A 15,219-nucleotide genomic window follows, 5' to 3' on the forward strand; every position below is an offset into this window, starting at 1 on the left:
GGGACGGTCGGTCAGGAGCCGCCACGCAGCTCGCGGCGGAGGATCTTGCCGGTGACCGTCTTCGGCAGCTCGTCGACCAGGACGACGCTGCGCGGGTACTTGTAGGCCGCCATGCGCTCCCTGCAGTGCGCGATGAGCTCCTCGGGCGTGGCGCTCGCGCCCGGCACGAGGCTGACGAAGGCCCGCACCGTCTCGCCGCGCTTCTCGTCGGGGACACCCACGACCGCCGACTCGCGGACCGCCGGGTGCTCGGCGAGGACGTCCTCCACCTCGCGCGGCCACACCTTGTAGCCCGACGCGTTGATCATGTCCTTCTTGCGGTCGACGATGAACACCCAGCCCTCGGGGTCCATGAAGCCGACGTCGCCGCTCCTGAGCGCGCCGCCGGGCAGGTTGGCGGCGGTCTCCTCCGGTTTGCCCCAGTAGCCGGCGACCACCTGCGGTCCCTCGGCGACGATCTCGCCGACCTCGCCGAGCGGCAGGTCCTCGCCGTCGTCGTCCTGGATGCGCACGATCGTGTTGGGTGCGGGGACGCCGACCGACAGTGCCCCCGAGTCGGGGTCGACCGGGGACGGCGAGCCGAACGGCGTGACCGTCATGGGCGAGGTCGTCTCGGTCAGCCCGTAGGCGTTGTGCACCTGCTTGCCGGTGGCCTCGAGGAACCGTCGCTCGGCGGTCGGTGAGATCGCGGCACCGCCAGAGTAGATCGACGTGAACGACGCGAAGTGGTCCGCGGTCATCCCCGGTGCGTTGAGCAGGGCGGTGAACGCGGTGATCGCGCCGATGGTGGACGTCGGCCGGTGCTCGAGGAAGGCGTCCAGGACGACCTGCGGCTCGAACCGGTAGGCCAGCACCAGCGGCGCGGGGGCCAGCATGCTGACCGCGATGTGCCCGATGAGCCCGGTGATGTGGAACAGCGGGGCGATGCCGAAGATGGCGCCGTCCTGCCCGGCCCGCACCCAGTCGCGGTAGACCTGTGCGGTGAAGACGACGTTCCGGTGGGTGTTCATGGCGCCCCTGGGCACCCCCGTCGTCCCCGAGGTGTAGGTCAGGAACGCGACGTCGTCCGGGCCCAGCTGCACCGGCGGCGGCGTCTGCCCCCGGTGCTCGGCGACGAACTCGGCGAGGTCCGTCGTCCCCTCGGAACGCTGCCGGCTCACCCCGGCGAACAGCCGCTCGTCGTCGCGGGTCTGGAACTCCAGCTCGCTGGTCGTCAGCACCAGCCGGACGTCGGTGTCCGGCACGACGTCCCGGGCGACCTGGTCGTACAGCGACTCCAGGGCGACGAGGACGGTGGCCCCGGAGTCCTCGAGCAGGTAGGACAGCTCACGGGCCCGGCTCATGGGGTTGATCGACACCATGACGCCGCCGGCCTTCCAGGCCGCGACCATCGCGATGACGAACTGCGGGACGTTCTGCAGGTAGACCGCCAGCCGGTCGCCGGGTGCGAACCCGTTGGCCAGCAGGCCGCCGGCCAGGCCGTCGCTGAGCTCGTCGAGCTCCTGGCGGCTGAGGACGCCGTCGAAGTACCGCAGCGCGTCCCCGGACGGGTCCCGCGCCAGCCCGGCGCGGAACATGCTCAGGGCGTCGTCGAACTCGATGTCGTAGTCCGCCGGCTGGTCCCCGTAGCGGGCGAGCCAGGGGCGGTCGTCGTACGTGCTCACGGCAGTCCTACTCGATGACGACGGAGTTGACCGGGGAGCCGCTGCCCCTGGCGACCTCGAGCGGCGCGGCCACGTGGAGGAAGGCGTACCGGCCGTCCTCGGCGCAGTCGGCGGCGAACTGCTCGAGGTCGGCGATCTCGGTCAGCGTGACCCCGAGGTCGCGCATCAGCGCGTTGTGCAGGACGAGGGCGACGCCGGTGTCGGGGTCGAAGGTCACCTCGTCGGCGATGGTGTCGGTGGCCAGGTTGGGGACCTTCAGGTCCTCGTGCGTGGAGGTCTCGCCCTCGTCCAGGGTGTCCCGCCCGCGGAAGCGGGCCATGTCCAGCAGCACGGCCCGGCTGACGACGCCGCGCTGGGCGATCGGCTCGACGCCGGCCTCATCCAGGCCGCCGATGGTCGTGCGGGCGTCGTAGCCGCTCCAGATCTCCCCGTCGTACCGGACATGGGCCAGCCCGTCGTACTGCGTGGAGCCCTCGGTCACAGGGGCCTCCTGGATCTCGGAGCTGTCCGGTCGCAGACGTGGGGAACGGCGTCGTGGACTATTCCGTCGGTGTGGTGCCCGCCACAAGCACGTGCAACATTCGGCGCAGCTCGCGCAGCCGCACGGTCCGATCGCAGAGAGGGATGTCATGAGCACCGTCTCGCCCGCCCACCCCGAGTCCGTCTTCACCTACGGAGCGCCGCTGCTGAAGTTCGGGAGCGGGGCCTCCGACGAGATCGGGTACGACCTGAGCCGGTACGGCGTCCGGCGGGTGCTGGTGGTCACCGACGCCGGACTCGCGGCCACCGGCATCCCGCAGCGGGTGGCCGACCAGATGGCGCAGTTCGACATCGAGGCGCGCGTGTACGACGGCGTGCACGTCGAGCCGACCGACGTCAGCCTCGTCGCCGCGATCGAGGAGGCCCGCTCGACCGGGCCCTGGGACGCCTTCGTCGCCGTCGGCGGGGGCTCCAGCATCGACACGGCCAAGGCGATCGACCTGCTGACCACCAACCCCGGCGAGCTCATGGACTACGTCAACGCCCCGGTGGGGAAGGGGCAGGCGCCGTCGAAGCCGCTGAAGCCGCTCATCGCCGTCCCGACGACGACGGGCACCGGCTCGGAGAGCACCACGATCTGCGTCATGGACGTCATCGCGGCGCGGGTGAAGACCGGGATCAGCCACGCGATGCTGCGCCCGACGCTGGCCGTGATCGACCCGGACCTCACGCTGACCCAGCCGCCGGGAGTGACCGCGGCGTCGGGCATGGACATCCTCTGCCACGCCCTGGAGAGCTACACGGCGCGCTGGTACACGACCTACGAGCACAAGACGCCCGAGAAGCGGGTGCCCTACTGCGGCTCGAACCCCATCTCGGACATGTGGTCGGAGAAGGCGCTCACCCTGCTGGCCGGCTCCTTCCGGCGGGCGGTGCGGCACGGGGACGACGTGCAGGCACGCACCGACATGTCGATGGCGGCGACCTTCGCCGGCATGGGCTTCGGCAACGCCGGCGTGCACATCCCGCACGCCAACGCGTACCCGATCGCCGGCCAGGTGAAGGACTTCCATCCCAAGGACTACCCGGCCGACGAGCCGATGGTCCCGCACGGGATGTCGGTCGCGCTGACCGCGCCGGAGGCCTTCCGCTTCACCTTCGAGGCGGCGCCGGACCGGCACGTCCGCGCGGCGCAGCTGCTGGCCCCGAACGCGGGTCTGCCGACGGACGCGGTCGACTTCCTGCCCATGGTGCTGACGGACCTGATGCGCGACATCGACATCCCCAACGGCGTGGGCGCCGTCGGCTTCGGCGAGGGCGACGTCGACGACCTGGTGGAGGGGACGATGAAGCAGCAGCGGCTGCTGGCCACCTGTCCCCGCGAGGTCACCGAGGACGACATCGCCGGCATCTTCCGCCGATCGATGTCGCTGTGGTGATCAGCGGAGGCGGACGACGCTCTTGGTGACCTGGGCGGCGGCGACCACGTCGCCGTCCACCGTCGCCTCGGCGCGCATGAAGGCGACCGCGCGGCCGCGGCGCAGCACGGTCCCCACGACGTCGACGCGCTTCCCGGCGGCCACCGGCCGGAGCAGCGACACCGTGAGGTCGTGGGTCACGGCGTGCTCGTCATCGGACAGCTGGGGGAGCAGGGCGAGGAACGACGCGACGTCCAACAGCGTGTAGACCACGCCGCCGTGCAGCACCGCCGCCTGGTTCCGCGCCGGCCCGTCCACCGAGAACCAGATGCCGACCGACGGCTCGGCGGGATCCCGGAGCTCCATGCCGAGGAACTGGTGCAGCGGGATGTCGAGCACGGCCTGCACCCGGGCAGCGAGCACGGTGTCGGACGGCACGCGGGCCACCTCTCGTCGGGGACCTGGCGAGCCTCGCACGCGCCGGTCGTGAGGGGCCCGGCCCCACCCGTGTCCGCGCGCGGGGTCGGTCACTCCGCGGGCGGGGGGACCGGCTCCTCCAGCCAGTTCCAGCTGTGGTGGCTGAACAGCGTCTTGTTGCCCTTGGCGTCGTACACCACGAGGTGACCGGTGGCGGTGAAGCTGAAGCGGGCGTCGTTGCCGAAGCGGATCACTTCACCGTCGGCGCGGTGCAGGTCGAAGGCCATGCCCGGAGCCTGGCACGAGAGCGGGCCGGCCCGTGTCGATCTGCCGCGGTGCGGCCCGTGTCAGGAGCTCGTGAGGACGACGAGTCGCTGGGTCGCCCGGGTCATCGCGACGTAGCGGTCGACCGCTCCCTCGGTGCCCGTGCCGAACGCCTCGGGGTCGACGAGGACGACGAGGTCGAACTCGAGCCCCTTCGCCAGCTCCGGGGTCAGGGGCCGGACGCGGGCGGTCCCCGAGAACGCGGGGTCGCCGATGACGCAGGCGGTGCCGTCGGCGTGCGCGGCGAGCCAGGTGTCGAGGACCGCGTGGAGGTCCGAGACGGGTCCGTGCCCGACGGGGACGCCGGTGCTGCGGACGGAGGTCGGCACGTTGGCGTCCGGGAGCACGGCCCGGATGACCGGCTCCGCCTCGGCCATGACCTCCACCGGCGTCCGGTAGTTGATGCTGAGGGAGGCCACGTCGACCCGGTCGAGCCCGACTCGCCCGAGGCGTTCCTGCCAGGACTCGTGGAACCCGTGCCTGGCCTGGGCGCGGTCGCCGACGATGGTGAAGCTCCGGGAGGGGCAGCGGAAGAGCAGCATCTGCCACTCCGCGTCGGTCAGCTCCTGGGCCTCGTCCACCACCACGTGCGCGAACGGGCCGGCGAGCAGGTCCGGGGCAGCGCTGGGCAGCGCGGCCTGGTCCACCAGCGCGTCCCGCAGGTCCTGGTGGCGCAGGCTCGTCATCAGCAGCAGCTCGGAGTCGTCGGCCGCGATCAGCTCATCGATGACGTCGGCCATGCGCTCGCGTTCCGCGGCGACGACGGCGTCCTGCCGGCGCCTGCGCCGGGACACCTGCGGGTCGCCCAGCCGCTGCCGTGCGGCGTCCAGCAGCGGCAGGTCGGACACGGTCCATGCCCGGGGGTCCTCGCGCTGCAGCAGCCGGACCTCGTCGGCATCGAGCCAGGGAGCGCACCGGCGCAGGTAGGCGGGGACCGACCACAGGTCCCCGACGAGGTCGGTCGCCTCCAGCAGCGGCCAGGCGCGGTCGAAGGCGGCGAGCAGCTCCCCGTTCTGCAGCAGCGACCTGCGGAGCTGGTCAGCCGGTTCGTCGCCGTCGTCCTCATTGACCAGGATCGTGACCAGCTCGTCCAGAACCCGGTCGCGCGCCTCGTTGTGCGGAGTGCCGGGGTCCGGTGCCTCGAACGCCTCGGCCCAGTCGTCGGCGCTGAGCCAGATGTCGGACGACTCGGTCTCGACGGTCATCCCCCTGCGAGGTGGCTCCTCGTAGAACCGGACGGCCGTCTCGATCGCCGTGCCCACGTCCATGGACGCCTTCAGGTCGGCCACGCGCGGATCGGGCTCGACCCCGGCTGCGGCCCCTTCGGGGACGAGGTCCCGCAGGGTGCACGTCTGCACGCCCTCCTCGCCGAGGCTGGGGAGGACGTCGGCGACGTAGGCCAGGTACGGCTGGTGCGGGCCGACGAAGAGCACGCCGCCCCGGTGGTGTCCGAGGCGCGGGTCGGCGTAGAGGAGGTAGGCGGTGCGGTGCAGCGCGACGACGGTCTTCCCGGTGCCGGGGCCGCCGTCGACGACGAGGGCGCCCTGGGACCCCGCGCGGATGATGGCGTCCTGGTCGGCCTGGATGGTGCCGAGCACGTCCCGCATCCGGGGGGAGCGGCTGCTGCCCAGGCTCGCGATGAAGGCGGACTGGTCGTCGAGCGCGGCGGCGTGCCCGGCGAACCCGTCGGCGGTGAACACCTCGTCCCAGTAGTCGGTGACCCGGCCACGGGTCCACCGGTACCTGCGGCGGCTCACCACACCCATCGGGTCGGCGTGGGTCGCGCCGAAGAACGGCTCGGCCGCGGGGGAGCGCCAGTCGACGATCAGCCGGCGACCCGTGCTGTCGGTGAGACCCAGTCGTCCGACGTACACGGGCTCGGGATCGTCCGCGCGGACGAAGTGCCCGAGGCACAGGTCCAGACCGAAGCGACGCAGGGCGCGCAGGCGGGCGGTGAGCCGGTGCACCTCCAGGTCCCGGTCGAGCGCCTCCTGGCCGGTGCCGCCGGGCGCCCTGCGCTCGGTGCCGAGGCGGTCGGACAGGTCGGCGATCGACTGCTCGAGGCTTTCCGCGATGGCCGCGAAGTGCTGCTCGTCGCCGGCGATCAGCGCCGGGTCGGCCTTGGGGGAGAGGTGATCGGGGAGATCGAACACGCTGGTGGTCAGGGGGATCACGTCATCAGCTCCGATGTGAGGCGTTCGCGACCATTGCCTGCAGCGGTGCGCCTGGACCGCTTCCGCAGTTCTCGGCCTCGGTCGGCGATTCTGCGGCTCGACCCGGGTCTTGCCACAAGTCCCCGGGTGCGCTATACGTTCAAGTGGAGGGAGGTGCAGTTCTTCCTTTTCACCGGGCCGACTCCCTCCGCGACTGCTGACCATCGCGGATCTGGCACCCCGCAGCGAGCCCCCGGTCGATGAGCGCTGCTGGTGTCGTGGCGGTGCAGAGGATGTTCAGGCACGCCTCCACCGTGAGAACGCTCGACGGCTACTCCGGGCTCTTCGACGACGACCTGACCGCTCTCGCGGAACGCGCGGATTCCACCCACGACGGGCTGGTCACGAAGCGGTTGTGGGCACCGGCCGAGGATCGCGACCTCGCCAGACAGCGCCACGCCGGCCTGCGGGTTCTTGCGCGGGCCGGTGGGCTCGAACCCATGGCCCAGGGATCAAGAGTCCGGACGACCCGGGACCTGGAGTCGAATACTCGGGTGTCGCCGCGACGGACCTAGCGCATCCCCACCCGCCCGACGGACGCGGTGTGGAGGTGCTCGCTCCGTCCCCGTTGAGGGCGTGGTCACCGGTCGCCCTCTTCAACTTCGGGTGTGACCGGTCTCGAAGCGGAGGAGGGCGCACCTCCCTGGGCAGGTGCGCCCTCGTGATCGCGGGGCGTTGCGGTTGCGGGGAAGTAGGGCACACCGGCCTGCAGGGTGGTGATCCCCGGATGCGGCCGGGCGAACCCCACCGCCGACACGTGCTCGTGGAGCGCGCGGGGTCAGATGCGGGCTTCCAGCACGATGTTGAAGGGCGTCTCCGCAGCCCGCCGGACCGAGCCGAACCCGGCGTCGTGCAGGAGCTCGGTCAACGTCGCCTCACCCGCCTGCGCGCCAAGGGCGGTCCGGGGTTCCGCCGACATGGAGTGCGCCACGCAGATGACCGTGGACGCCCCGTAGTAGAGCCTTCCCACGGGGTTGAGGTTGTCCTCGACCCGGTCACCGGCCATCGGCTCCACGAGGAGGAGGGTCCCGTCTTCCTCCAGCACCTCGCGGATGTGCTTGGCCGCGCCCAGGGGGTCGGGCATGTCGTGGAGGGCGTCGAAGATCGCCACCAGGTCGTAGTCCGTGCCGGGGAAGTCTGCGGCGGATGCGACCTCGAAGGAGACCCGGTCGGAGATTCCGGCCTCGACGGCCCGCTTGCGGGCGAGGTCGATCGACGCCGGGTGGTAGTCGAAGCCGATGACCTCCGAGGCGGGGAAGGCGTCGGCCAGCAGCAGGGTCGAGGACCCGTGCCCGCAACCGACATCGGCCACCCGAGCCCCGGCCCTCAGCTTGGCCTCGACGCCGTCGAGGGCGGGGATCCACGAGGAGACGAGGTTCATCGCGTAGCCCGGGCGGAAGAAACGCTCCACGCCCTCGAAGAGTTCAGGGTCGTGGTCGTGCCAGGGGAAGCCGCCGCCGGTACGGACCGCCTCGGTGATCCGCTCGATGTTCTTGGCCACTGCGACCGGAATGTGGAAGGCGGCGGCCGCTTGCAGCCCGCCCGTGTCCGCGAGGAGGAACGCCTGCTCCTCGGTGAGCGAATAACGGCCGCTGGCCGGGTCGTAGGTGACGTAGCCGCCGGCGGCCTGGCCGGCCAGCCACTCACGCACGTAGCGCTCCGCGGCGCGCGCTTCGGCCGCCACCTCCTCGGGGGTGGCCGGCATGGTCATCTGCAGCGCCCGGTACAGCCCCAACCGATCACCGAGGACGGCGCTCAAGGCCTGGTAGCTGCCGCCGAAGTCGGTGACGAAGCGGCCGAGCAGCTCGTTGAGCCTGTTCTCATCGAGGGTCATGGCAGAACCTCCTTGTGGATCCCACGGGGCACTCGAGCCCTGGTGGTGAGGCGCCGCCGCGTGGAACCTGCCCGGGGCGTGTGGAGGCGCTCCTCCTCTTGGCTGCGGCACCGCCTGTCCAGGGACCCCCGTCGGGTGCAGGGGACTGTTTCGCCGGTTGCCCGCGGGTGCAAGAGGCGGAAGTAACCGACTGGGAAGCACGGTCTGCTCAACCGCGGTCGCGGCGGCGGACGAGGCGAGGCCCGTCGGGGCATCAGTTCGGAGTCTCCACTGAATCCGGCGCGGACAGAGCTCTTCGGCAACCATCGCCGGGAGCGTGGCGTCTCACTCCGGAGATGAGGCTGCTCCGCTGTAGGAGCGCTGTGCGGGACCCCCTATGTGATCTCAGCTCCCATCTACGCTGATGGAAGGCTCGTTGTGGGGCGGTGGGGCTCGAACCCACGACCCGGGGATCATTAGTGCTCACGCACTGCGCGCTGTGCCCACCTGCGTCGCCGCAGTTCGGGCGTAAGCGTAAGGCGTCGGATACCCGGGTCTTACGCGGACTGCTCAACCGACCTGCACCCGCGCAGGCGGCATGATTGCCGGAGTGCCGGGACGTGATAGGGCATGGCGGTTAGTCGGCTCGTGGCGCCGGCCGGGAGCCATGGACGCCCTGATCCTGACCTCCTAGCCTGGAAGCCCACCTCGACAGCCGAAACAGTCCGAGCATCTGGCCCGAGGCGCGTCGGCGCGGCCCCGTGCGATGCGTCGAGAGGACGGCGCGCGCTCATGACGATCTCACTTCCTGGGCTCGACGCAGTTCTCGTCACGGACGAGGCAACGCTCACCGCCTGCGCCCGCGACTACGGCCGCGTGGTGCACCGCATGCCCTCGGCGGTGCTCCGGCCGGCCGCGGTGCGCGACGTGGTAGAGGCGCTGCGGTCCTGCGGCGACCAGGCGCTTCCGGTCGCCGCGCGTGGTCAGGGGCACAGCACTGCCGGACAGGCCCAGGTGGAGAGCGGGCTGGTCATCGACATGTCCACGCTGGACGACATCGGTCCCATCCAGGACGGTCGGATGCGGGTGCAGGCCGGCGCGACGTGGAGACAGGTGCTGAGCCGGACCGTTCCGCTCGGCTGGTCGCCGCCGGTCGTGACCGGCTACACGGGTCTGTCGGTCGGTGGCACGCTGTCGATGGGCGGCATCGGCGCGGCCAGCTTCCGGCGCGGTCCCCAGGTGGACAACGTCCTCGCGCTGCAGGTGGTCACCGGCGAGGGCCAACTCATGACCTGCTCTTCCAGCGAGCACCCCGAGCTGTTCTCCGCCGTCCTGGGCGGTGTCGGCCAGTACGGGGTGATCGTGGAGGCCACGCTGGCGCTGACGCCGGTCGCCCCCCGGGCCCGCTACCACCTCCTCGGGTACGACGACGCGGACGCCTTCTTCGCCGATCTGCGGACGCTCACCACGCGAGACCGGGTCGATGGGCTCTACGGGCAGGTCCTGCCGAGTGCGCAGGGAGGCTGGTCGTACCTCCTGCACGTGGTCGAGTTCTACTCATCAACGTCCAGCGACTCGGCACTGCTGGCCGGGCTTCGCAGCGCCCCTGGGGCCCGCACCGTCATGGACTTGGACACGCTCGCCTTCTCCACCGTCGTCGACGAGCAACTCGAGGCCCTCGGACTGACCCACCTGCCGCGGGTGTGGAGAGACGTCTTCCTCCCCGGCTCGCGCATCGAGGCCTTCGTCGCGGACGCGCTGGCCGAGCTGGCCGCGGAAGAGCTCGGGCCGGCCGGCTTCGTGCTGCTGTTCCCGATCCGCAACGCCGCGCGGCCCTGCGCCCTGCGGCTGCCCGAGGAGGAGCAGGTCGTCCTCTTCGACATCTGCACCTCCGGTTCGCCGGAGGATCCGGACTACGTGCCGACCCAGCTGCATGAGGCGCGCTCGATGTACGAGCGGGCCCGCGCGTTGGGCGGAACGCTCTACCCCATCGGCAGCACGCCACTGACCACGGAGGACTGGCGGACCCACTACGGGTCGGGCTACCAGGCCCTGCGCACGGCGAAGGAGCACTACGACCCGGCGATCGTCCTGACGCCCGGAGCCGAGATCTTCTGAGGGGAATCGCATGATGGCGTCGAGCAGCACGCTGAATCGAGCCGAATTGCACGTGCCGGCTGAGGTTCCTCGGCTGGTGAACTGCACCGCGGCGCGGCTGGAGGCTCGCTACCGTGCGACGGGAAAGACCGATGAGATCGGCCCCTTGCACGTCCACGATCAGCCATCGCTCGGAGATCCCGCTCGGGCCACCGCGGCTCGCGCCTGTAAATTGGGCACAGCGGTGAAAGCTGCCCAATCATGACCCGACCGGGATCTGCTGCGTCCACACCAAGCGGCAAGGCGGGTCTGGTCGACCTGTCGGGATCCGCCGACAGTGACCGCCGGGCCGTGCAGGACGATGATGAACTTCTCGCGGTGGTGGGGATGCTGCGCGGGCAAGGGCTTGCACGTGCGGTGGAGACGGCCGCGGAGCTCGCCGTCGCTGACCTCGTAGCGGAGGGTCCGCGATCCGTCGATGACCTCGCCGAGGCCACGCGCAGCCACGCGCCGTCCCTCTACCGGCTGCTGCGGGCCCTCGCCGCCCACGGCGTGTTCGAGGAGCTCGAGGGACAGCGCTTCGCGCAGACCGCGCGATCGGCCACGCTCGCCTCAACCCATCCCAAATCGTTGCGCGACGTCGCTCGCATGTTCGGTTCCGAGTGGGAATGGCGTTCCTGGGCGGCCTTGCCGCACAGCATCCGTACAGGTCAGCCTTCGGTCGACGCGGTCTACGGGATGTCGCTGTGGCAGTACTTCGAGGACGTCGACCCCGCGGCCGGGGCTGTCTTCGACGCGGCCATGACGGGCGGGTCCAGCCGCCTCACGCCGGCAATCGTGGCGGCCTATGACTTCTCCGTCTTCGCCACGCTGGTCGACGTGGGCGGTGGCCGGGGGCACCTGCTCGCCGCTGTGCTGCAGGCGAACCCGCGGCTGCGGGGCGTGCTGTTCGACCGCCCCTCCGCCGTGGCCTCGCTGCACGACAGCCTGCGTGAGCCGGGTGTGGCCGAGCGTGTCGAGGTGGTTGCCGGTTCGTTCTTCGACCGCGTTCCTCCCGGCGCCGACGCCTACCTCGTCAAGTTCGTGCTGCACAACTGGGACGACGAGTCGGCCGGGCAGATACTGGGTCGCCTGCGCGAGGCGGTTCCCGCCCACGGCCGACTGCTCCTCGTGGAGCGTGTCCTCTCCCGGGCTACGGACTTCCCCGGCGCGACTCTGGTGGATCTTGTGATGCTCAAGAACCACGCGGGTCGGGAGCGAACGGAGGGCGAGTTCCGTGCACTCCTCTCCAGTGCCGGGTTCGAGCTGACCCACGTCGTACCAGCCGGACCCCTCTGCATCCTGGAAGCGCGGACCGACTGACGACCTCGGACACGGTCAGCGACCGAGAGGCACGTGGTGGGGCGGGTGGGGCTCGAACCCACAACCCAGGGATCGTGAGTGCTCACGCACTGTGCGCTGTGTTCAGCTGCGACAAGCAGGTCGCGCGGGAGCGTAGGTCGTCGAGTACTCGGATCCAAGCCTGAGCCTCCTCCAGGCACTCGCTGATCGCTCTGTGTAACAGGCGGAGCCCTGCCGGTGTCAGTCCGGTCCCTCGCCCGCTTGCTGAACAGGTCTGCGAATGTTCTGTGTACGGCACCGGGCCTCTGTGAGAGCTGGCCCTGAGGGTCTGCGTTGACGAGTTGACGGGGGTCCAACGACTCTGGCCCAACGCGGTCGGAACTTGGAACCTCATCTCCCTCCGAACACCCGGAGGTGTGGAGACATGCGGATGATGCTGAGACTGCAGGTGCCAGCTGAGGCCGGGAGCCAGGCCATGCGTGCCGGCCGGATCGGCCCGCTCATGCAGGACCTCATGAAGCGAGTGCAGCCGGAGGCTGCCTACTTCCACGAGCAAAATGGCATGCGCGGGGCATCGATCGTCTTCGATCTTGAGTCACCAGCGTTGATGCCTGCCATCGCGGAACCGCTGTATCAGGAACTTGGTGCCACCGTGGAGTTCCTCCCCGTGATGAACATGGAGGACATGCAGCAGGCGCTCGCCGAGGTTCAACCAGACTCCTGATGGGGGTTGGCGGCCGCGTCACCAGTAACCGGCCGAAAATGTGAAGCGTCGGCCGCCTGCATCTTCTTCCTCAGGCAGCCTGAGCCGCGGCACAATTCAAACTAGCGCATGGATTGCCGGGCTCGCTCCGGTGTTGCCGTCCTCGCCCGTGGGAGCGGCTAAGTCAACGTAGGACTGGCAGTTGTGTGGTGGAGCCCCCGGAGGCGCTCGTCGACTACTCCAACAACCAACGATGAGGGATCGCAAGGTCGGGTCAAACACTGGGCCGACATAGCCCAGATTGCGTTTTCGAGCATAGGACAGCATTCACTCGGCTGTGTTCGTCCGAGCGACCGGGTGTCCGTTCAACCGCGTGAAACCTCAGCTATAGGCCGCTGGCACAGCCAGACAGTCAGGTAATGAAGTTTTTTCACCAGGAATCCGTGCCGGTTGAAGGCTGTGATTGATGCCGCTGGCCAGGCCTGCAGCGAGTCGTCAGGGACTTCCAGCGCGGCCCCTCGGAACAGGCTCCCGCCAAGAGGCACTCGGCGCTCGGCCGACTCACGACGCTGACCTGCAGCGATGCCTCTCTTGCTCGTCCGTGGACGGCGAATCCTGGTGAGAAAACCTCAATAGAAGCGGTCAGCGGGTGAGGTGCTCGACGAACCAGTCGCGGGCGGCCGGGCCGGAGACGTCGAAGCCGTCGACGTAGGCGTCAAAGTGCCCACCGGGCAGAAACTGCAGCTTTTTCGGCTCGCGCGCCTTCTCGTACGCGGCGACCGCCAGGTCGGTCGGAGTAAGCACGTCGTTCTGCGCCGGCAGCATCAGCAGCGGGGTGGGGCTGATGTAGGGCACGTAGGTGATCGGTTCGTACTCGGTGAGCATCTCGACGCTACGCAGGGTGACCTCGTTGCGCCAAGACGGCGCCCGCTGCTCGTGGGTCTCGGTGAACCAGGTGTAGGAATCCGGGGTGGGCAGCGCGGACGGGGCAAGCGGGTCCGGGTCCACGACCGGGACCATCGCAGGCTTCTCGCCGTGGAAGCGGGCGGCGCGGTCGGCGTCGAACTGGGCGCGGAAGTCGTCGATGAAGTCCGACCGGACGAGGGTGCGGAAGTTGTCGTGCCCGCTGACCAGCGGGACCTGGCTGACCACCGCCTTGACCCGGCGGTCGAGCGCGGCGACGACGAGCACGTGGCCGCCGGAGTAGCTGCTGCCGAAGACGCCGATCCGGTCGGCGTCGACCTCGGGCAGGGTGGTGGCGTAGGTGATCGCGTGGCGGTAGTCGCGCACCTGGGCCCAGGGGTCGATCTCTTGGCGAGGCTCGCCGTCGCTGGTGCCGAAGTTGCGGTTGTCGTACACGAGGGAGTTGAGTCCGGCGGCGGCGAAGGTCTCGGCGTACCGGTCCAGGTACATCTCCTTCACAGCCGAGAAGCCGTGGGCCATGACGATGGTGGGAGCCGTGCCGCCGGCGCCCTCGGCGGGGTAGAACCAGCCGCGCAAGGTGATGCCTTCGGCGTTGAACTCGATGTCGCGTCGAGCCATATCGCACTCCTTTGGGTCGCATGGGTGGCCCAGGGAGAGGGTTCGCTCAGCTCCGGGCCGTTGTGACTGCTGAGCCGCTCGCTGCTCAGAAGGTGATCAGCGGCTTGATGACCCCGTCCTCCTTGCTGGACATCATGTCGAAGGCCCGCTCGATGTCGTCGAAGCCGAACCGGTGCGTGGTCATGGGCGTCGGGTCGATGCGTCCGGACTGCAGGAGGCGGAAGAACCGGGTCATGCGCTCGCTTCCGCCCGGACACAGGCCGGTGTGGATGGACTTGTCGTTCATCCCCAGCCCAATCGCGTCGAGCGGCAGTTGCAGCGGGTTCGGGTTCTCGCCGTGGTAGCCGATGTTCGACACCCGGCCGCCGGCCTTCGTCACCCGCACGCACGCCTCGAACGTCTGCGGGAAGCCGAAGGCTTCAATGGCGGCGTCGACACCCTCTCCGCCGGTGAGGTCCATGATCTGCTCGACCGGGTCGCCCTGGGTGAAGTCGACGATCGTGTCGGCGCCGAACCGCTTGGCCAGCTCCTGCCGCTCCGGCCTGGCCTCGACGGCGATGATCTGGCCGGCGCCCATGAGGTTGGCACCCATCGTGGCGCAGAGCCCGACAGGGCCCTGGGCGAAGATCGCCACCGTTTCGCCGAACTGCAGTTGGGCGTGCTCGGCACCCATGAACCCCGTCGAGAGCATGTCGCAGGCGTAGACGGCCTGTTCGTCGGTGACGTCGGCCGGGATCGGGGCGAGGTTGGCCTGCGCGGCCGGGACGATGAAGTACTCGGCCATGTTGCCGTCGATCTGGCCGGTGTACTTGTAGCCGCCGAGGGGGCCGCCGCACTGGCTGGTGAACCCGCGCTGGCAGTAGCTGCACCGGTAGCACGGCGTGACGGCGTTGACCGCCACCCGCTGGCCCTCGGAAAAGCCGGTGACAGCCGATCCGAGCCGGTGGACAACACCGACGGACTCGTGGCCCAGAGTGCGGCCGGCCGGCACCGGCAGGGCGCCCTTGACCGTGTGGACGTCGGAGGTACAGATGAGCGCTGCGGTCGTCCGGATGACCGCCTCCTCCGGCCCCGGTTCGGGGATGGGTTTCTCCATCACCGCTGTCCGGCCGATCTCCTTGAAGACCAGGGCCCGCATCGTGTTGCTCATGCCTTTTTCCTTTCAGTCGACGGGCCGCGGGGACAGTGCTTCGGGCGGCCAGCGCTC

At 69.9% G+C, this 15,219-nt stretch carries 13 protein-coding genes; 5 read left to right on the top strand and 8 right to left on the bottom strand.

Annotated features, from left to right (window positions below):
- Positions 1 to 11: 11 nt before the first annotated feature.
- Together GOBS_RS08955 and GOBS_RS08960 are read right to left on the bottom strand one after the other, a co-directional pair.
- The gene (locus GOBS_RS08955; protein ID WP_012947968.1) at positions 12 to 1,664 is read right to left on the bottom strand and encodes an AMP-binding protein; all 1,653 of its coding nucleotides are present in this window, start codon (positions 1,662 to 1,664) and stop codon (positions 12 to 14) included.
- Positions 1,665 to 1,671: 7 nt separating this feature from the next.
- A complete protein-coding gene (locus GOBS_RS08960; protein ID WP_049788188.1) occupies positions 1,672 to 2,145 on the bottom strand; it encodes a cyclase family protein in 474 nt (157 codons plus the stop codon).
- A 148-nt stretch (positions 2,146 to 2,293) separates the two neighbouring features.
- Between GOBS_RS08960 and GOBS_RS08965 the strand changes: the two genes are divergently transcribed.
- Positions 2,294 to 3,583, top strand: coding sequence for a hydroxyacid-oxoacid transhydrogenase (locus GOBS_RS08965; RefSeq protein ID WP_012947969.1), 1,290 nt, complete (start codon positions 2,294 to 2,296; stop codon positions 3,581 to 3,583).
- Here GOBS_RS08965 and GOBS_RS08970 read toward each other — a convergent pair whose 3' ends face one another.
- The 3 genes from GOBS_RS08970 to helR form a co-directional block, all read right to left on the bottom strand.
- Positions 3,584 to 4,000, bottom strand: a complete 417-nt coding sequence (locus tag GOBS_RS08970; RefSeq protein WP_012947970.1) for a PaaI family thioesterase — start codon at positions 3,998 to 4,000, stop codon at positions 3,584 to 3,586. It abuts the gene before it with no gap.
- A gap of 89 nt (positions 4,001 to 4,089) precedes the next feature.
- The gene (locus GOBS_RS27275; RefSeq protein ID WP_012947971.1) at positions 4,090 to 4,266 is read right to left on the bottom strand and encodes a hypothetical protein; all 177 of its coding nucleotides are present in this window, start codon (positions 4,264 to 4,266) and stop codon (positions 4,090 to 4,092) included.
- Positions 4,267 to 4,326: 60 nt separating this feature from the next.
- Positions 4,327 to 6,477, bottom strand: coding sequence for an RNA polymerase recycling motor ATPase HelR (gene helR / locus GOBS_RS29290; RefSeq protein ID WP_012947972.1), 2,151 nt, complete (start codon positions 6,475 to 6,477; stop codon positions 4,327 to 4,329).
- Positions 6,478 to 6,770: 293 nt separating this feature from the next.
- On the opposite strand from helR, the gene GOBS_RS08980 reads away from it, so the two are divergent.
- On the top strand, positions 6,771 to 7,031 hold the full coding sequence (locus GOBS_RS08980; protein WP_166487341.1) for a hypothetical protein: 261 nt from the start codon (positions 6,771 to 6,773) through the stop codon (positions 7,029 to 7,031).
- Between the two features lie 263 nt (positions 7,032 to 7,294).
- On the opposite strand, the gene GOBS_RS08985 is transcribed toward GOBS_RS08980, so the two are convergent.
- Entirely contained in the window at positions 7,295 to 8,350 is a 1,056-nt protein-coding gene (locus GOBS_RS08985) for a methyltransferase domain-containing protein (RefSeq protein ID WP_012947973.1), read from the bottom strand.
- Positions 8,351 to 9,121: 771 nt separating this feature from the next.
- Here GOBS_RS08985 and GOBS_RS08990 point away from each other — a divergent pair.
- The 3 genes from GOBS_RS08990 to GOBS_RS09000 all read left to right on the top strand — a co-directional run bounded on the left by GOBS_RS08990 (position 9,122) and on the right by GOBS_RS09000 (position 12,491).
- Positions 9,122 to 10,447 carry an FAD-binding protein gene (locus GOBS_RS08990; RefSeq protein ID WP_012947974.1) on the top strand — a complete coding sequence of 442 codons (1,326 nt, stop codon included), beginning with the start codon at positions 9,122 to 9,124 and terminating at the stop codon, positions 10,445 to 10,447.
- Between the two features lie 240 nt (positions 10,448 to 10,687).
- Complete coding sequence (locus GOBS_RS08995; protein ID WP_081448846.1) at positions 10,688 to 11,788, top strand: methyltransferase; 1,101 nt, start codon at positions 10,688 to 10,690, stop codon at positions 11,786 to 11,788.
- A gap of 403 nt (positions 11,789 to 12,191) precedes the next feature.
- The gene (locus GOBS_RS09000; RefSeq protein WP_012947976.1) at positions 12,192 to 12,491 is read left to right on the top strand and encodes a hypothetical protein; all 300 of its coding nucleotides are present in this window, start codon (positions 12,192 to 12,194) and stop codon (positions 12,489 to 12,491) included.
- Between the two features lie 621 nt (positions 12,492 to 13,112).
- On the opposite strand, the gene GOBS_RS09005 is transcribed toward GOBS_RS09000, so the two are convergent.
- Positions 13,113 to 14,012, bottom strand: a complete 900-nt coding sequence (locus GOBS_RS09005; RefSeq protein WP_012947977.1) for an alpha/beta hydrolase — start codon at positions 14,010 to 14,012, stop codon at positions 13,113 to 13,115.
- Between the two features lie 85 nt (positions 14,013 to 14,097).
- Positions 14,098 to 15,162: an NAD(P)-dependent alcohol dehydrogenase gene (locus tag GOBS_RS09010; protein WP_012947978.1), complete on the bottom strand. Its 1,065-nt coding sequence runs from the start codon at positions 15,160 to 15,162 to the stop codon at positions 14,098 to 14,100.
- Between the last annotated feature and the right edge of the window lie 57 nt (positions 15,163 to 15,219).

Origin of the sequence: Geodermatophilus obscurus DSM 43160 (genome assembly GCF_000025345.1) — a bacterium.
GTDB classification, from domain to species: domain Bacteria; phylum Actinomycetota; class Actinomycetes; order Mycobacteriales; family Geodermatophilaceae; genus Geodermatophilus; species Geodermatophilus obscurus.